The following is a 16895-nucleotide window of genomic DNA, read 5'->3' as shown; positions in this document are numbered from 1 at the left end:
TATTAATGCTAAGATTAGAAGAAAGAATGGCTAAGGCCTTAGAGAAAGTAAATAATGATAGATATATTTTATCAATCGCTGTTGGGCAAAGAGCAGACGATTTAAGTAAGGGAGCAAAACCACTACTTGAGCAAAATACACAAAACATGAAATATACTGATATTGCAATTGATGAAATTGCAAATGGTTTATTAGTTATTGAGGGTTTAATAGATAAAGAAGATTAATTATAAAAGTTTTAAACTTTTATAATTTCTTTATGTGATATTATGGATCCATTCATAGAAACAATTCAAAGCATCAACACAATCGATGGTGCTATTGAAGAGCTAAAAAAACATACTATAATAACACCTAAATTAAAAAATATCATAGACTTTAGTATTAAAGCTCATGATAACCAATTTAGGAAAAGTGGTGAACCTTATGCTGTTCATCCCTTACTTGTTGCTTCAATCACAGCATACTTTAGCCCTGATGAAGCAGTAGTTGCCACTTCACTTTTACATGATGTTGTTGAAGATACAGAGTATGATTTAACATTTGTAAAAGAAAACTGGGGTGAAGATATTGCCCACATGGTTGATGGACTTACAAAAATAGTTGAAATTAGAGAAAGTGAGTTTTCTTCAAGTTTATCTACACATGAAGCAAAAACTATATCTTCTGCTATGACTTTTAGAAAAATGCTTATTGCATCAATCGATGATGTTAGAGTACTTTTAGTAAAACTTTGTGATAGATTTCACAATATGTTAACGCTAGATGCACTTCCTGAAAATAAACAAAAAAGAATTGCTGAAGAGACTTTAGTAGTTTATGTTCCTATTGCTCATAGACTTGGTATTTCAACACTTAAAAATCATCTTGAAGATTTAGCTTTTTACTATATTTATCCAAAAGAGTATAATAAAATAGATAAATTCATAAAAGATCATCAACATGCAATTCAATTAACATTTAATAATTTTATTAGCAATACAAAAAATATACTTGAAAAAAATGGTTATGACGCATCAAAAGTAAAAATCTTAAGTAGAATCAAGCATCATTACTCTATATATTTAAAAATGCAAAGAAAAGGTGTAAGTATTGATGAAGTACTTGACTTACTTGCAATTAGAGTATTAGTTCCAGAAGAGATTGATTGTTATAAGGTTTTGGGTCATTTACACTTAGCTTACAAACCTTTAATTTCAAGATTTAAAGATTATGTATCAACACCTAAAGAGAATGGATATAGAACTATTCATACAACTGTTTTTTATAATTCTAAAATATATGAAATACAAATTAGAAGTTTTGAGATGCATAAAATAGCAGAGTATGGTATTGCTGCACATTGGAAATATAAAAGTGGTGCAAAAAATGGACCAAATTTAAATTGGCTTAAATCTTTAGAGTTTTCAAATGAAAACGTTGAAGAGTTTTATGCTGATACAAAAGATGATTTATATTCAGAAGAGATTGTAGTTTATTCTCCCCATGGTGATACTTTTAATCTCCCAAGAGGTTCTACAGCATATGATTTTGCATATGCTGTACATACAGATGTTGGTAAAAATGCTTTTGAATGTTTTATAAATAAGATTAAAAAACCACTTCTAACAGAACTTAAAAGTTCTGATATAGTAGCTATAAAAACTACTGATTACCCTATTCTTAGGTGCTCTTGGGTAGATATGGTAAAAACAAATAGAGCCAAAAAACAGATTAAAATGCTTTGTTCGCACAGACAAAAAGAGTTAAATGAACTTACAGGTAAAAATATACTTGATACTATTTTCGTAAGATACACTCAAGAAATCACAAATACGCATAATTTTGATTCTTTGCACAAAATAGCAAATAATCTTGATTTTTTAAGACATATAAAAAAACAAATTGAAACAAGAATGATAAAAGAACATGGATTAGTAACTAGATTCAAAATACTTGCAAGTAAATTAAAAAAGTATAAATTTGATAATATTTTAATATATTCAAATTTTAGTATAAATTCTGTATCATTTGACCACTGTTGTCATCCTAAATTTGGAGATGATATAGTAGCTTTTAAAGATGGTAACAAAGCCATCATTCATCATAAGATGTGTGATAAAGCATATAAGAAGATAAAATCAAAACAAAATATGCTATTTTGTAAATGGACAAAAGATACTTTATATCCATATAAAATGGTTGTTTCCCTGGCTAATACAAAAGGTGAATTAGCAAAACTATTAATGTATATGTCAAAATACGAGGGTTATATTCTAAGTGTTGATTATGGTAGAGAAAAACACTCTTACAGACAATACTGTGATATAGATTTTGAAATAAATAACTCAAATGTGGAAGAAGTTAGAAAAATTGTAGAACAAAAAGCAAAAGTAATTGAGTTTTTTTCAAAAAAAGATGCATACAATAAATAATATTTTATAAAAGAGGATAAATGGAAGAGAAGATTAAAAATGCACTATTAGAAATACAAAGAGGATGTGCAGAAATAATTGACATAGAAGCTATTGAAAAATTAGTAAGAAACTTTTATGAAAAAGGTGAAAACTTCTATGTAAAAGCTGGTTTTGATCCAACTGCTCCTGATTTACATTTAGGGCATACTGTACTTATAAGAAAACTTGCAACATTTCAAAAATTTGGTGGAATTGTACAGTTTTTAATTGGTGATTTTACTGCAACTATTGGAGATCCAACAGGAAAAAGTGAAACTAGAAAAGTATTAAGTAGTGAGCAAGTTTTAGAAAATGCTGAAACATATAAAGAGCAAGTATTTAAAATCTTGGATCCTGAGAAAACAAAAGTAATGTTTAATAGTGATTGGTTAAGTAAACTAGGAACAGTTGGTATTATTAATCTTGCTTCAAATTTAACAGTTGCAAGAATGTTAGAAAGAGATGATTTTTCAAAAAGATACTCGTCAAATACTCCAATTGCAGTAAGTGAATTTATATATCCACTACTTCAAGGCTATGATTCAGTTGCAATGAATACTGATATTGAAATGGGTGGAACTGATCAAAAATTTAATCTTTTAATGGGAAGAACTTTACAAAAAGCTTATGATTGTAAAAAACAACAAGCTGTACTAATGACTCCACTACTTGAAGGATTAGATGGTATTCAAAAAATGTCTAAATCTTTAGGGAATTATGTAGGAGTTACAGATACTGCAAATGACATGTTTGGAAAGCTATTATCAACTTCTGATGAGTTGATGTGGAAATATTATGAATTATTGTCAAAAAAGACACTAAAAGAACTTGATGACTTACAAGAAGGTGTAAAAGATGGTTCATTGCACCCTAAAAAAGTTAAAGAAGAACTTGCCATGGAGATTGTAGATACATATCATGGTAAAGGTGCAGGAGAACTTGCAAAAGCAGAGTTTGAAAAAATATTTGCAAAAAAAGACATTCCAAGTGATATGCCAGAATATGAATTTGAAGCAGGAATTTGGATCTGTCAAGCATTAGTTGATGCAAAACTTGTAAATTCAACTTCACAAGCAAGAAGAGATATTAAAGCGGGTGCTGTGAAAATAGATCAAGAAAAAACAACTGATGAAAAACTTAATTTAAAATCTGGTGAATTTATTTTACAAAAAGGTAAAAAGAATTTCGCAAAGATTACAATAAAATAAAAGGGCTAGTATTGAGAATAGGAAAGTATGAGATTAAGCACCCCATAATTCAAGGTGGAATGGGTGTAGGTATCAGTTGGGACAGGCTAGCTGGTACGGTAAGTAAAGAGGGAGGACTAGGTGTTATCTCATCAGTAGGAACAGGATATTATAATAGTGATGAATTTTCTGTAAAAACTAAAAAAGATAAGCCAGTTGATGTTTTGAATTTTTATTCAAAGGAAGCTTTAACTACTATTATTAAAAATGCTAGAAAAATCTGTGGAAATGCACCACTAGCATGTAATATTTTACATGCTATCAATGACTATGGAAGAGTTGTAAAAGATGCTTGTGAAGCAGGTGCGGATATACTTATTACTGGTGCTGGAATACCTACTAATATGCCACAATTTACAAAAGATTTTCCAGATGTTGCATTGGTACCTATTGTTTCAAGTGCTAGAGCATTGAGACTTATTTGTAGAAAATGGAAAAGATATAATAAACTTCCAGATGCAATTATAGTTGAGGGACCAAAATCAGGAGGTCATCAAGGCTTTACATATGAACAATGTCTTCAAGAAGAGTATCAACTTGAAAATATAGTAGGTCCTGTTATTGAAGAAGCTAAAAAATGGGCAGATAATATTCCTGTAATTGCAGCTGGTGGGATTTGGGATAAAACTGATATTGATAAATTTCTAGCTCTTGGTTGTGATGGTGTACAAATGGCAACAAGATTTATTGGAACTCATGAGTGTGATGTTGATACAAATATGAAAAAAGTTTTAATTGATGCAAAAGAGAGTGATATAAAACTTATGAAATCTCCAGTTGGACTTCCTGCAAGAGCAGTTATGACCAACTTACAGGCTTCTATAGAAAATAAAACTGCACCAAAAATTGCTTGTATTTCAAATTGTGTATCGCCTTGTCATAGAGGTCAAGAAGCAAAAATAGTTGGTTATTGTATAGCAGATAGACTAGGAGCAGCATATAAAGGTGATTTGGATACAGGATTGTTTTTCACAGGTTCAAATGGGTATAAATTAGATAAAATAATATCTGTTCATGAACTTATGGAAAAACTAACTAAAGGAGAGTAGTTATTTTAAAAAAAATATTACTATGTTCTTTATTAATATTAAATTTAAACTTCGCATTTGCAAATAGTATTGAAGAACAATATAATGCAAATAGAATGAGTTATCTAAGAGCAGTATTAAATAATAATACTGCTTTAGAGATAAAACACCTTAAAAATATAATTAAATATGGTAATAAACTAGGTCATAACACTTCTAAATATGAAAAAGAATTAGCAAAAATCAGAGTAAAAAAAGCTGCTAAAAATACAAAAACAACTAAAAAAGTAAAAATACAAAAAACAAAAACTATAAAAAAAACAACTAAAACAAAACCTAAAACGAATAATTTAAATTATACAGTTAAAAATATTTATACAAAAAATAATATGATAATAATTGATTTTTATACAAACATAACAAAAAAATATATAGATTATAGTATTGATAAAACAAAGTACTCTAATTTATATCTTTTTGATATAAAAGGCTCATTTAAAGACGCAAGACCAACAAAACTTCAAATTTCTGGAATTGACAGAATATATATTATTCAAAAAGAAAAAAATCTTTTACATATAAAAGTAAGAGATAAAAGTAAATTAAATCCAATTTACATAGTAAATAAAAAACAAATAATCATAAAATTTTTAAATATAGGCTCAAATGTTAATTCAAATACAACAAAAACAACTACAAATAGTAATATAATAAATGTGAATAGATATAAAAGAAAAGTAGTTGTAATAGATGCAGGTCATGGTGGAAAAGATGTAGGAGCTGTAGGTTCTAACAAAAAATATGAAAAAAAAGTTGTATTAGCTGTGAGTAAATATTTGTATAATATACTTAAAAAAAGAGGTTATAATGTCCATATTACTAGAAAGGGTGATACTTTTATTAAAGTTAGAAATAGAACAATTTTAGCAAATAAAAAAAATGCAGATATATTTTTATCAATACATGCAAACTCTATTGCAAAAAGTAAAGCACATAAAGTAAAGGGGGTTGAAACATTTTTCTTAAGCCCAGCAAGAAGTGCAAGAGCAAAAAGAGTTGCAGCAAAAGAGAATAGTAGTGATGTAAGATCAATGAGTAAATCAACTAAAAACTCGTTTTTAACAGTACTTAATCAAAGTAAAATTACAGCTTCAAATAAACTAGCTATTGATGTACAACAAAATATGTTATATACTTTACAACAAAGATATAAAGATACTGTTGATGGAGGAGTAAGAGAAGGTCCATTTTGGGTCTTAGTAGGAGCTCAAATGCCATCTATTTTAATAGAAGTAGGATATATTTCACATCCAACGGAGGGAAAAAGATTATATAAAAGTAGTTATCAAAAACTATTAGCAAAAGGAATTGCTAATGGGGTTGATTCTTACTTTCTAAAAAATCCTTAATATTAAGAATAAGTTCTTTTTGTTTCTTTTTAAACTGGGGAAGATTATCTAAGTCAAAAAATTTAACTTTACTATTTTCCCAAGAAAGATAGTTATCATGTAGTTTATCTTGAAAAAAATATTTATCAATATTTTTTATATTTTTTGCATTGACTAACCAAAGCCCTATATCTTTTTCTTTATTCTTTTGTTCAAAATATTGTTCAAAATCATCAATATAAACATTTATTCCTGACTCTTCACGAAACTCTCTTTTAGCACACTGTTTAGCAGTTTCTTTTGCTAATTGTACACCTTTTAAAAAACCCCATTTGCTTTCACTTTTTATAGATTTGCAAAGCAATAACTTAATCTTATTCTTCTCTTTTTTATATAAAGCAAGTCCATATGCCTTAATTTGTTTACTCATAATTCTCCTTTAATAGGATATTTTTTTCTTATAAATAAAATAAGATAAAGTGTACCATAAAAATATTGGTAATAGAAGTGATACTTCAGGTAAAAGTGTACCATTATTTGAAAATTTATGTAATAAAAAGAAAATACCCCATGTTATTAAAGTAAAAAATATCGAAAGAGAAGTAAATTTACCTATATTAAAAAATCTACTATTTAAAGAAGAGTATGCAAAAATAATAATCATTAATGGCAATATAAAAAAAGATACTATGATTTCATAATACAATGCTGCCCTAATCTTATCTGTATTAATTCCTTGTTTATCTAATAATATTAATGCCGATATTGCATCAATAATTGAAAAAGTTGATTTTGATTCATATACATTGTCTAATATCTTTGGTTTAAAGCCTTCAAGTGTATGTAAAAATCTTTCATGGCTAACTTCTATTTTTGACTCTTCAAAATCAATATTTTTAGGTTTTTTAGTAATTTTTGCATCTATTACATACCATCTATTATTTTGAAAATAAGCTTTTGAAGCAACAATACTTTCAACTAAATCTTTATCAATAACTTTAAAAATATGAATATTTTCAGCTCTTTTTTCTATTGGATATAGTTTTTGAAAGAAAATGTGATAGTCATTGTATTTCAAAAAGATATCTGATTTTGTACTAATAAAATATTCATCATCTAAAATTTTGCTTTTTTGTTCATATGAATAAGCAAGTGGTGTTGCTTGAAGAACTATTAATACAAGTAATAGCAAGAAAGAGATTTTTATAACAGGCGAGTAAAGTCTATTTTTACTAACTCCTAATGCTACAAAAGCAACTAATTCATTACCTTTTATTAATATTACTAAAGTTAAAATCCAACCAAATACTAAAGATAATGGTAAAGTCAAAGTAAGTGTAAAAAAACTGTTATAAAATAGATATAATAACTGTAAGTTTGCAGAATCAGGAAGATTTTTCATATTTTGAAAAAAGTCAATTCCTACAAAAAATAGTTGTAGTGAAACTAAAACAATAAAAAAACTTTTAAGATATTTTTGTAAAATATATTTTGTTAATATGCTCATTATTACTTCAATGTAAATTTAGATTTTACTTCATTTATAGATTCAACTTTTAATGCATCTATAGCTTTGATAGTATGGGGTATTATATCTTTTAATCTATTTAATTCCTCTTTTGAGAAGTTGTTTAATACATAATTTACCACATCTTCTTTATTTTGTGGTTTTCCAATTCCTATTCTAACTCTTATATAATCTTTTCCTATATGTGAATCAATTGATTTTAATCCATTGTGACCACCATGGCCACCACCGATTTTAAATTTAACTGCTCCAAAAGGTAAATCTAAATCATCATGAATTACAATAATTTCTTCATTTTCAAGTTTATAATAATTTTTTATTGCAATAACTGCATCGCCTGAAAGATTCATAAAAGTTTTTGGTTTTACTAGTAAGTCATTTGAAGATTTTAAAACATCTGCTTTAAAATTTGATTTATTAATTGTAGTAGTACTTAAGTTTTTGGCCATCTCATCGATGACCATAAAACCTATGTTGTGCCTAGTTAATAGGTATTTTTCACCTATATTTCCAAGTCCAACTATTAAAGCCATTATAAATTACTTAGCTTTAATTACACCAACGATTGGTACTCTTGGGTCTAAGAAACACTCAACACCCTCAGGTAATTCTAAATCTCTAACTAAGATATTGTCACCTGTATCTAAATTATCAACATTTAGATTAAAGCTTTGTGGTAAATTTTCATAAGTAGTCTTAACAGGAACTCTTTTCTTATGGAAAATGAATAAACCTTTATTTTTAAGACCAATTGGAGTACCTTCAACTTTAACAGGAACTTTATAAGTAGTTCTTACACCTGGTTGTGCAACCATTAAATCAACATGTAATAACTCAGAAGTAATTGGAGCTTTTTGATACTCTTGAACAACAACTTTTAAATTATTTCCACCAACAGATACATCAAACGAAAGTGTTTCTTTATTTTTTAACGTTTTAATAAATTCATTCGTTTTAAACGCAGCATTAATATTTTCTAAACCTTTACCATAGATATTGGCAATTAAGTAACCATCTCTTCTTAAAGATTTAGTTTCTATTTTTGTCATACTATCTCTTACGATACCCTCTAACATAAACATTCCTTTGTTTTAAAATTAAGTTGCGCATTATATTTAAATTATTATTAATAATAGCTTTACTTTTATAAGCTATTTTAGCTTTTGAATATAATAGTACAAAGAATCCAACTCTTCATCTGTTAAAAAGTATGTTGGCATTACTAAGGATTCTGTTTTGTCTGCTCTTAATTTAATTTTAAAATTTTCAAAACTAATATTTGTAAGTGGAGGAACTTTTATATATTTAAGCGCTCCTTTTTTATCTCTATATTTTGCGATTATTACTTCTTTTTTACCATTATTATGGCACTTATTACACCCTATTCCCCTAGGATTTTCATAAAGCATTGCCCCATACTCATATTTTGTAATAAATGAGTTATCATCATCTGTGGCAAAAACAGTTATAATAAATAGAAGTAATAAAAATACTAATCTCAATCTTAACCTTTGTGTAAAAATGTTTTTGGTATTATATCAACCTAAAATTAAAACATATATAAGGTTTACTCCCCATGACAATACTTGATGGAAAAGCATTATCTAATAAAATAAAAGAAGAAATAAAGTTTGAGGTTGAAGAACTTCAAAAAGAAAAAGGTATTACACCTGGACTTGCTGTAGTTTTAGTAGGCGCAGACCCTGCAAGTGCTGCTTATGTAAATATGAAAAGCAAAGCATGTAAACAAGCTGGAATTTACTCAATTGTTCACGAAATGCCAGAAACTATATCTCAAGATAAAATTTTGGAAATTTTAGCAATGATGAACAAAAATCCAAATATAGATGGTATTTTAGTTCAATTACCACTTCCAAAGCATGTTGATACAACTGCTATTTTAGAAGCTATTACACCTGAAAAAGATGTAGATGGTTTTCATGCGTATAATACAGGAAGAATGACATTAGGACTAGACTCTTTTACTCCTGCAACTCCATATGGAGTAATGAGACTATTAGAAGAGTATAACATTGATCCTAAAGGAAAAAATGTTTGTGTAATAGGTGCGAGTAATATTGTAGGTAAACCTATGGGAACACTTTTACTTAATGCAAATGCAACAGTTACAACTTGTCATATACATACAAAAGATTTAAAAGAACATACAAAAAATGCAGATATTATTTGTGTGGGTGTGGGTAAAGTAAATCTAATTACAGAAGATATGGTAAAAGATGGAGCTGTTGTTGTTGATATTGGAATAAATAGACTTGACAATGGAAAATTGGTTGGAGATGTTGATTTTGAAAATGTTTCAAAAAAATGCAAATATATCTCACCTGTTCCAGGGGGAGTTGGTCCCATGACAATTGCTATGCTTTTAGTTAATACAATTAAAGCAGCAAGATTAAGAGAAGAAAGAGAAAGAAAACTAAATGATTAAAAAAGCTTACAACTGGGCTAGTTCATGGACTGGTACAATTATAATTGTATTAGGTATTATATTTTTTGTTGCGCAAGCTTTTGTAATTCCTAGTGGAAGTATGAAAAATACTTTACTTATTGGAGATATGCTTTTTGTTAAAAAATTCTCTTATGGAATTCCTGTTCCTAGAATTCCGTGGATTGAAGTACCTATTTTGCCAGATTTTAATAATAATGGACATTTAATAGAAGGTGACAAACCAAAGCGTGGGGATATTGTTGTATTTAGATACCCCAAAGAAGATACAATTCATTATGTAAAAAGATTAGTAGCAACTGGAGGAGATTTAGTTCTTATTCAAAATAAAAATCTTATTTTACACCCAAAAGAGGGAAATGAGTATGTAAAAAAGAATTTTGCACAAGAGCAAATTTTAAATGTTGAGGGAAAACTTTGGGTTATTAATCCTTATCAAAAAGATCATCCAGGAATACATAATGATCCAGAAGTACAAAATACAAGGCAAGCTCCAGCTCAACTATTTAATATGTTACCTATTAAAGTTCCAAAAGGAGAATACTTTATGATGGGTGATAATAGAGACCATTCAAATGATTCGAGATTTTGGGGAACAGTTGAATACAAAAATATTGTAGGAAAACCTTGGTTTATCTACTTTTCTTGGGATGAAAATAAAAAAATTAGATGGGATAGAGTTTTTAGAAAAGTTGAATCTTTAGAAGAAGATTTAAAAGGAAAAGAGTTAGATATAAATCATAAAGAAGGAATTTACTAAAATGAAATATTTTATAGCAGCAGATCATGCTGGAATTGATATTAAAAAATATGTAAAAGAACTATTTGAAAGTAAAGGGCATGAAGTAGAAGACTTAGGTCCTTATTCAAAAGATAGAGTTGATTATCCAGATTTTGCTGTTAAAGTATGTGAAAAAGTATTGGCAAATAAAAACAGCTTTGGTATTTTAATTTGTGGTTCTGGTATTGGTATGTCTATGTCTGCAAACAAATTTGATGGAATTAGAGCTGCTTTATGTCATAATGAATATTCAGCTAAAATGGCAAGAGAACATAATGATGCAAATATAATGTGTTTGGGTGAAAGAGTTAGTGGATATGGTATGATTGAAGCTATTATTGACTCTTGGTTAGCTTCATCTTTTGAGGGTGGAAGACATGAACAAAGAGTTGAAAAAATAAATGCTTTAGGTAAGATGGGAAGCTGTCGAAGATAAAAAAAGGAAAAATATCATGCGTGAACCTTGGGTTGCATATGTAGTTGTTCTAAGTGTTGTTGCCCTAATGATTTTAGGCAAGAAAATGATATTTTTTCCAAAAGATGAAGATGAATCTTCAAAAAAGGATGAAAATGATAAATCCTAAAATAATTGACTACATTTTTTCATCAGCTTCTATTCAAAGATGGAATGATTATCCAAGAATGGTTGAGTTAGTTGAACTTGATAAACAAGCCCATAAATTTATAATAGCTTTTTTTATTGCAAAACTAGAAGATGACATTAACTACACACACTTAATAGAAGCGGGTATTTTTGAGTTTCTAAGAAGAATAGTTGTAACAGATATTAGACCTGATGTATTTAGAAAAGCTATTCAAAAAAAATCAAAAGAGATAAATTCTTGGGTAATTGAAAAACTAAAAGACTCGTTAGAACCTATTCAAAATGGAGTATTTTTAAAAAAATTCGAAGAGTATTTATATGATTCAAATATGTATAAAAAAGAGAGATTTATACTTAAAGCTGCATCATATTTAGCAACAAAATGGGAGTTTTCAATAGTATATCAAACTTCAAAATTTTTAACAGATATTGAAAATGTCAAAAGAAGTGTAGAAGATGAAATCGAAGATTATTATGAACTAATTGGAGTTAGAAAAATATCTTTGAATAAAAAACTTTCAAGAATAATTGATTTAAGTGGAAGATTAAGATTTCAAAAAAGATGGGCACAAACACCAAGAATTCCTGAAACTTCAGTTTTAGGTCATATGCTAACAGTTGCACTTTTTGCTTATTTTTATTCAAAAGATGTAGATGCTTGTGATAAAAGATTGGAAAATAACTTTTATACTGCACTGTTTCATGATTTACCTGAAGCTTTAACAAGAGATATAATCTCACCTGTAAAGTATAGTGTAGATGAGTTATCAGATATTATTGCAGAGTATGAAATAATCAAAATTGAAGATGATATACTTCCTTTTGTTCCAGAGGGATTAAAAGATGAGTTTTCTTATCTTTTAGGACTTTATGAAAATAATAAAAAAGATGAATTTTTAAATAAAATCAACTATAAAGATCAAATAAAAATTGTAGATAATATTGATGATTATAACCTTGATAAATATAGTCCTATTGATGGAAAAGCTTTAAAACAGTGTGATAAACTTTCAGCTTTTATTGAAGCTAGTTTATCAATCTCCCATGGTATAAAATCAAAAGAGTTGCAAAGTGGTAAAAAACATATTTTCAAAGGCTTGAAAACTGTTCAAGGAATTGACTTTAAAGATCTTGCAAGACAAATTGATGAAGAGTTTGGAAGTACAGGACAAACCCAAGCAAGATTTGATTTTGACTAAAAGAGGAGTTCCTCTTTTAGTTTAAAAACTATATTTTATATTTACATATACATATCTTCCTGGTTCATTTAATAGCATTACCTCATCACTTGTTGATGAAAGTAAAGTTAAATCTTTATATGTATTACTTGTGGCATATGTTTTATCAAAAACATTATCAACACCTAGTGTTACTACTGTATTTTTTATATAACTATTTTCATATTTTAAGTTTAAAATACCATATCCACCTAGATGTTGTTCTCCATTTTCCTCATCATAGTTACTCCAAGCTTTTGAAGCAATATATGAAGCTTTAAAGTTATTTTTACCTACTTCATAATTCAAAGCAATTCTCGCTTTAAGTGGCGCTATTTCAGCTAAATTTGTATCATTTTGTCCATCTAAAGCCTCATCTTTTTTACCTCTTTGATATGATAAACCATAATCAAAATACAATTCATCACTTGCATAATAAAACCCACTTATATCAAATCCATATATTTTTGCATCTATATTTTCAAACTTATTTTCTACATTTGAATTATTGTAAACTATATAATCTTTTAACATAGAATAAAATAGTTTTGTTTTGATTTTAAAATCACCAATAGTTTTTTCAAAACCTAAATCTATTTCATAGTTTTTTGTTTGATCTAAATCTGGTGTTCCTACTAATTTTCCACCTTTTTTAAAATACAACTCTCTTGCATCTGGAACCCTACTTGATTTTCCAAGTCCTGCAAAAAAATTTAAACTATTATTCGCTTTATATGTAGTTAATAAATAAGCATTTAAAGAGTTATAATCATTATCCTGCTCATTCCCATCAGTTCTTATATCAGTTCTATCATATCTTGAAGCAAGTTCAATATTAAAAGCATTTATATCTTTATTGTATTTTACAAAAACTGCTTTATTTTTTGTATCTGTTTTAGAAATACTATCTGCTAGATAAGGATTCATCTTATTGCTATACTCTCCCTCCCAGCTTCTTTTGCTTGTATCTAAGCCTAAAGTTAAAACTCCATTAAAAAAATTCATATCATTTTGAAGTTTAGCACCTTTTATTTTTGATTTCATATGATTTGTCATTTCCATTGCACCATTTTTTCTATATGTTGTTGCCATAGGATGATCTACTTTTGAATAATAAGTATTAAATTTTAATTTTTTAGAAAAAGTTGATAAATCATTTGCTATATAATTAAAAGTATAAATATCAGAATCATCGTATATTGCGTCCATTGGTGTATTTGCATACAAAATATCATCACTTCTATTAGCTGTATAAGATAGATTTATCTCTTGTTTATCATCTAGATTAAAGTATAATTTACTCATAAAAGTTTTCTTTTCATAAGCATCCATATCTTTGTATTTATCACTATACACTCTTGTGTCATCTTTACTATTTTTTTCAAGTTGTTGGGCTAAAGTATTACCATCTCCATCTTCATACTGTTCGCTACTTTCAGTTGAAGCAGAGATAAGTGCTTTTATATCTTTTGTTCCTCCACTAAGTGTTGCAGAATACTTACTATAGCCATAACTTCCATAATTAACATTTACATCACCTAAAAAGCCCTCTTTTGGTTTTTTTGTATTTACTTTTACCTTACCACTTAAAGTACCAAAACTTTCAATATCATAAGGTCCCTCAATAATTTCAACACTTTGTATATTATTTGTAAGAACATGTGAAGTTGGTGGATCCATCCTATTTGGACATGCACCATATATCTTTGCATCATCTATTAAGATATTAATATTATCTTTTTTTTGCCCTCTAATTATAATATCATTTGCAATACCACTTCGTCTTACAAGTGAGATTGAAGGTGATACATCACTTAAGGCTTGTGCTAAATCTGCTGATTTTAGATTTTCATTACTAATATCTTTTACGACTTTAGATTTTAATGTATCAGTTACAAGAACTGATTCTAAACTTACTTGCTCATTTGCACTTAAAACAGCAATTGCACTAAATGATAAAACTAAAGATTTTTTCATACTCATCCTTTAAATTTTTTCAAATATTAGCTTTGATGTGTTAATTAAAAGTTAAATAGTAAAATCATTTTTTGATATAATAGAAGAAAAAAGAGAGAAATAATGGCAAAAATATCTTTTGAAGTTGACACTAAAAACTTAAACAATATTCTTACAATACTTAAAAGTTTAAAAAGTGGAATGATAAAAAATCTAAAAATTGATGAATCAAAAAAATTCTTAAATACTCAAGATAAGCACTCTACACTTACTTCAACAAGTAAATATCTATCTAAAGATGAGTTCAAACAAAGATTAAAGAAGGGCTTGAAGTAGTATTTTACTACTGCCCTCCTCCTACACCTGCTGCAAGTTCATCATGTGGAAATGTATGTGGAATTTCATGGCAAACATTTTTTGATTCTTCAATTGCACTTATTAGCTCTTTTAAATTTGCATAAGGCAATTCTATAGCACTTTTTTCACCCAATTCATTTGTAACTTCAACTCTAAATACTGGATAACTAGACTCACCATAAGGTTTTTCTACGTGAAATACTTCAATTAAACCAGTTTTCGTTTGAGAGATTTTAAACTCTTTTACTTTTATAGCTTCTCTTGACATACTAGCCTCCTTATTATTTATTTATACAATAACAAACAAAAAGAAAAACTAATATAAATAAATAAAACTAATTACTTTATGCAGGTTTAAAAGATTTTGTTGTTTTACAAACTTGAGGGAAAAGACAATTATTACAATCAGGATTTATAGCTTTGCATGTGTATCTTCCAAAAAGTACCATTGCTTGATGAAAAATATGTAAATCGTCTTTTAACTTTTTTACTAATTCTACTTCTGTTTTCTCAACTGTTTTCTCATATGAAAGTCCAAGCCTATGAGAGACTCTAAAAACATGAGTATCTACAGCCATTAAATTTGCTCCTGCATACTCAATCATAAATACATTTGCTGTTTTATTTCCAACTCCTGCTAGTTTTATTAGCTCCTTTTCATTATGAGGAATATCACCATCATAATCTAAAATAACACTTTGTGCCATTTTTATAATGTTTTTTGCTTTATTGTTAAAAAAAGAACACGATTTTAAAAGCTCTTTTACTTCTTCTATTTTTGCATCTGCTAATGAAAATACATCTGGATATTTTTCAAATAGTGCAGGAGTTATTATATTTACTCTTTTATCTGTACATTGGGCACTTAGAATAATTGCAATTAATAATTCATAATCATTTTTATAATTCAATTCAGTTACTGCATCATTGAAATTTTCTTGAAATGCCTCTTTTATTATTTGAATTTCAGCTTTTGTAGCTTTTTTCATCTATTTCCTTAAATACTTTTTTATTTTAGAAAAGATTTTTTTTGCATAAGCATAGTTTATATCTTCTAGTCTTATTAAATAGTTTTCATCTTTTTTTGTTATTATAATCTCTTCTTTATTAAAATAATTCAATAATCCCTCATAAGTTTTTAATGCATCATTTTTATTAAAAAGTCCTACTTTTATATCTATTTTTTTACTTAAATCAGTTGTTGAAGTAAGTTTCAAAATATCTTTAAGTTCACCTTTTTTTAGAATTCTAACTTCACTTAGCTTACCATCTTGTTTAATTTCAACTACTTGTGCAAGGCTTAAGTTTTTTGTAATATTTGAATTTTGTGAACTAACCTTAATATCACCACTTAAACTAGAAACTTTACTTTGATTACCAACAATAATTGAACTATTAGCAAAAGAAAATAAGCAAATTATTAAAAATAGACTTTTCATTTGTTAATTCCTATTATAAAATTATCAGTTTGGATTTTAAACTTTTTAGGTGCAAGTTTTTCAATATCTCCTGTTTTTATTTTATAACTTCCTGTTTTTATTTTAAAATGTATTTCATTATTTTCTTTGTTTTTTCTATCATAAAAGTATTCTGATATCTCAAATATCGTTTTTACTCCTACATAAACTATGGTATTATCAATAAATCTAATTTTTACTTTTGAATCATCAAATGTCTTTATAATATCACTTTTTTTAATCTTAAACCCAGCACTAATTATAGGCAATATATCTTTTCCTCTTTGTACTAATGCTCCTTGATTTTTACTATCATCAAGAACTACTTTTTCAACAGTTGCAATATCATTTGCAAAAGATAATAATGCAAAAAATAGTACTAGTATTAAAGCTTTCAAAAATCTATCCTTGTTTATTATTTATTATTATGTTA

The 16895-nt window shown here is 27.5% G+C and carries 21 protein-coding genes; 11 read left to right on the top strand and 10 right to left on the bottom strand.

Annotated elements, in window-relative coordinates; all coding sequences use genetic code 11:
• Positions 1-5: 5 nt before the first annotated feature.
• The 5 genes from AMRN_RS04210 to AMRN_RS04190 all read left to right on the top strand — a co-directional run bounded on the left by AMRN_RS04210 (position 6) and on the right by AMRN_RS04190 (position 6119).
• Positions 6-227, top strand: a complete 222-nt coding sequence (locus tag AMRN_RS04210) for a DNA-directed RNA polymerase subunit omega (protein WP_079578737.1) — start codon at positions 6-8, stop codon at positions 225-227.
• A gap of 42 nt (positions 228-269) precedes the next feature.
• The gene (locus AMRN_RS04205; RefSeq protein WP_099310103.1) at positions 270-2414 is read left to right on the top strand and encodes a RelA/SpoT family protein; all 2145 of its coding nucleotides are present in this window, start codon (positions 270-272) and stop codon (positions 2412-2414) included.
• A gap of 20 nt (positions 2415-2434) precedes the next feature.
• Positions 2435-3643, top strand: coding sequence for a tyrosine--tRNA ligase (tyrS, locus tag AMRN_RS04200; RefSeq protein WP_099310102.1), 1209 nt, complete (start codon positions 2435-2437; stop codon positions 3641-3643).
• Positions 3644-3654: 11 nt separating this feature from the next.
• Positions 3655-4731, top strand: coding sequence for a nitronate monooxygenase (locus AMRN_RS04195; RefSeq protein ID WP_099310101.1), 1077 nt, complete (start codon positions 3655-3657; stop codon positions 4729-4731).
• A gap of 95 nt (positions 4732-4826) precedes the next feature.
• A complete protein-coding gene (locus tag AMRN_RS04190) occupies positions 4827-6119 on the top strand; it encodes an N-acetylmuramoyl-L-alanine amidase family protein (protein WP_118897366.1) in 1293 nt (430 codons plus the stop codon).
• Here AMRN_RS04190 and AMRN_RS04185 read toward each other — a convergent pair.
• From AMRN_RS04185 to AMRN_RS04165, 5 genes are all read right to left on the bottom strand, one after another.
• Positions 6082-6528, bottom strand: a complete 447-nt coding sequence (locus AMRN_RS04185) for an NUDIX domain-containing protein (RefSeq protein ID WP_099310099.1) — start codon at positions 6526-6528, stop codon at positions 6082-6084. The two genes, AMRN_RS04190 and AMRN_RS04185, sit on opposite strands and share 38 nt — an antisense overlap.
• A gap of 9 nt (positions 6529-6537) precedes the next feature.
• Positions 6538-7605: an LptF/LptG family permease gene (locus AMRN_RS04180; RefSeq protein WP_099310098.1), complete on the bottom strand. Its 1068-nt coding sequence runs from the start codon at positions 7603-7605 to the stop codon at positions 6538-6540.
• Positions 7606-7607: 2 nt separating this feature from the next.
• A complete protein-coding gene (pth, locus tag AMRN_RS04175; RefSeq protein WP_099310097.1) occupies positions 7608-8159 on the bottom strand; it encodes an aminoacyl-tRNA hydrolase in 552 nt (183 codons plus the stop codon).
• A gap of 6 nt (positions 8160-8165) precedes the next feature.
• On the bottom strand, positions 8166-8702 hold the full coding sequence (locus AMRN_RS04170) for a 50S ribosomal protein L25/general stress protein Ctc (protein WP_099310096.1): 537 nt from the start codon (positions 8700-8702) through the stop codon (positions 8166-8168).
• A gap of 75 nt (positions 8703-8777) precedes the next feature.
• The gene (locus AMRN_RS04165; RefSeq protein WP_099310095.1) at positions 8778-9128 is read right to left on the bottom strand and encodes a cytochrome C oxidase subunit III; all 351 of its coding nucleotides are present in this window, start codon (positions 9126-9128) and stop codon (positions 8778-8780) included.
• Positions 9129-9202: 74 nt separating this feature from the next.
• Between AMRN_RS04165 and folD the strand changes: the two genes are divergently transcribed.
• Genes folD through AMRN_RS04145 form a run of 5 tightly spaced genes read left to right on the top strand, consistent with a single transcriptional unit; the run spans position 9203 to position 12674 of the window.
• On the top strand, positions 9203-10072 hold the full coding sequence (gene folD / locus AMRN_RS04160; protein ID WP_099310094.1) for a bifunctional methylenetetrahydrofolate dehydrogenase/methenyltetrahydrofolate cyclohydrolase FolD: 870 nt from the start codon (positions 9203-9205) through the stop codon (positions 10070-10072).
• A complete protein-coding gene (gene lepB / locus AMRN_RS04155; protein ID WP_099310093.1) occupies positions 10065-10850 on the top strand; it encodes a signal peptidase I in 786 nt (261 codons plus the stop codon). The genes folD and lepB overlap by 8 nt, the downstream gene beginning before the upstream one ends.
• 1 nt (position 10851) lies before the next feature.
• Entirely contained in the window at positions 10852-11307 is a 456-nt protein-coding gene (rpiB, locus tag AMRN_RS04150; protein ID WP_099310092.1) for a ribose 5-phosphate isomerase B, read from the top strand.
• Positions 11308-11323: 16 nt separating this feature from the next.
• Entirely contained in the window at positions 11324-11455 is a 132-nt protein-coding gene (locus tag AMRN_RS14315; protein WP_265734369.1) for a hypothetical protein, read from the top strand.
• Positions 11442-12674: an HD domain-containing protein gene (locus tag AMRN_RS04145; protein WP_099310091.1), complete on the top strand. Its 1233-nt coding sequence runs from the start codon at positions 11442-11444 to the stop codon at positions 12672-12674. Before AMRN_RS14315 ends, AMRN_RS04145 begins: the two co-directional genes overlap by 14 nt.
• A 21-nt stretch (positions 12675-12695) precedes the next feature.
• On the opposite strand, the gene AMRN_RS04140 is transcribed toward AMRN_RS04145, so the two are convergent.
• Complete coding sequence (locus tag AMRN_RS04140; RefSeq protein ID WP_099310090.1) at positions 12696-14669, bottom strand: TonB-dependent receptor; 1974 nt, start codon at positions 14667-14669, stop codon at positions 12696-12698.
• A gap of 102 nt (positions 14670-14771) precedes the next feature.
• On the opposite strand from AMRN_RS04140, the gene AMRN_RS04135 reads away from it, so the two are divergent.
• Positions 14772-14984 (top strand): hypothetical protein, encoded by a 213-nt coding sequence (locus tag AMRN_RS04135; RefSeq protein WP_099310089.1) that lies wholly within the window; start codon positions 14772-14774, stop codon positions 14982-14984.
• Between the two features lie 7 nt (positions 14985-14991).
• Here AMRN_RS04135 and AMRN_RS04130 read toward each other — a convergent pair whose 3' ends face one another.
• The 4 genes from AMRN_RS04130 to AMRN_RS04115 form a co-directional block, all read right to left on the bottom strand.
• Positions 14992-15273 (bottom strand): hypothetical protein, encoded by a 282-nt coding sequence (locus AMRN_RS04130; protein ID WP_099310088.1) that lies wholly within the window; start codon positions 15271-15273, stop codon positions 14992-14994.
• A gap of 76 nt (positions 15274-15349) precedes the next feature.
• Positions 15350-15994: an endonuclease III gene (gene nth, locus AMRN_RS04125; RefSeq protein WP_099310087.1), complete on the bottom strand. Its 645-nt coding sequence runs from the start codon at positions 15992-15994 to the stop codon at positions 15350-15352.
• On the bottom strand, positions 15995-16444 hold the full coding sequence (locus AMRN_RS04120; RefSeq protein ID WP_099310086.1) for a hypothetical protein: 450 nt from the start codon (positions 16442-16444) through the stop codon (positions 15995-15997).
• Positions 16441-16860, bottom strand: a complete 420-nt coding sequence (locus tag AMRN_RS04115; RefSeq protein ID WP_099310085.1) for a FecR domain-containing protein — start codon at positions 16858-16860, stop codon at positions 16441-16443. Before AMRN_RS04115 ends, AMRN_RS04120 begins: the two co-directional genes overlap by 4 nt.
• Between the last annotated feature and the right edge of the window lie 35 nt (positions 16861-16895).

The sequence above is a fragment of the Malaciobacter marinus genome (assembly GCF_003544855.1).
GTDB lineage: Bacteria > Campylobacterota > Campylobacteria > Campylobacterales > Arcobacteraceae > Malaciobacter > Malaciobacter marinus.
This window is presented reverse-complemented; position numbering and strand designations above follow the sequence as displayed.

Coding starts and splice junctions, on each gene's coding strand:
- rpiB (WP_099310092.1), top strand. CDS start 10,852: ATGAAATATTTTATAGCAGCAGATCATGCTGGAATTGATATTAAAAAA.
- AMRN_RS04190 (WP_118897366.1), top strand. CDS start 4,827: ATGAGTTATCTAAGAGCAGTATTAAATAATAATACTGCTTTAGAGATA.
- AMRN_RS04130 (WP_099310088.1), bottom strand. CDS start 15,273: ATGTCAAGAGAAGCTATAAAAGTAAAAGAGTTTAAAATCTCTCAAACG.
- AMRN_RS04140 (WP_099310090.1), bottom strand. CDS start 14,669: ATGAAAAAATCTTTAGTTTTATCATTTAGTGCAATTGCTGTTTTAAGT.
- nth (WP_099310087.1), bottom strand. CDS start 15,994: ATGAAAAAAGCTACAAAAGCTGAAATTCAAATAATAAAAGAGGCATTT.
- AMRN_RS04210 (WP_079578737.1), top strand. CDS start 6: ATGCTAAGATTAGAAGAAAGAATGGCTAAGGCCTTAGAGAAAGTAAAT.
- AMRN_RS04180 (WP_099310098.1), bottom strand. CDS start 7,605: ATGAGCATATTAACAAAATATATTTTACAAAAATATCTTAAAAGTTTT.
- AMRN_RS04170 (WP_099310096.1), bottom strand. CDS start 8,702: ATGTTAGAGGGTATCGTAAGAGATAGTATGACAAAAATAGAAACTAAA.
- pth (WP_099310097.1), bottom strand. CDS start 8,159: ATGGCTTTAATAGTTGGACTTGGAAATATAGGTGAAAAATACCTATTA.
- AMRN_RS04205 (WP_099310103.1), top strand. CDS start 270: ATGGATCCATTCATAGAAACAATTCAAAGCATCAACACAATCGATGGT.
- lepB (WP_099310093.1), top strand. CDS start 10,065: ATGATTAAAAAAGCTTACAACTGGGCTAGTTCATGGACTGGTACAATT.
- AMRN_RS04185 (WP_099310099.1), bottom strand. CDS start 6,528: ATGAGTAAACAAATTAAGGCATATGGACTTGCTTTATATAAAAAAGAG.
- AMRN_RS14315 (WP_265734369.1), top strand. CDS start 11,324: ATGCGTGAACCTTGGGTTGCATATGTAGTTGTTCTAAGTGTTGTTGCC.
- AMRN_RS04120 (WP_099310086.1), bottom strand. CDS start 16,444: ATGAAAAGTCTATTTTTAATAATTTGCTTATTTTCTTTTGCTAATAGT.
- AMRN_RS04135 (WP_099310089.1), top strand. CDS start 14,772: ATGGCAAAAATATCTTTTGAAGTTGACACTAAAAACTTAAACAATATT.
- tyrS (WP_099310102.1), top strand. CDS start 2,435: ATGGAAGAGAAGATTAAAAATGCACTATTAGAAATACAAAGAGGATGT.
- folD (WP_099310094.1), top strand. CDS start 9,203: ATGACAATACTTGATGGAAAAGCATTATCTAATAAAATAAAAGAAGAA.
- AMRN_RS04145 (WP_099310091.1), top strand. CDS start 11,442: ATGATAAATCCTAAAATAATTGACTACATTTTTTCATCAGCTTCTATT.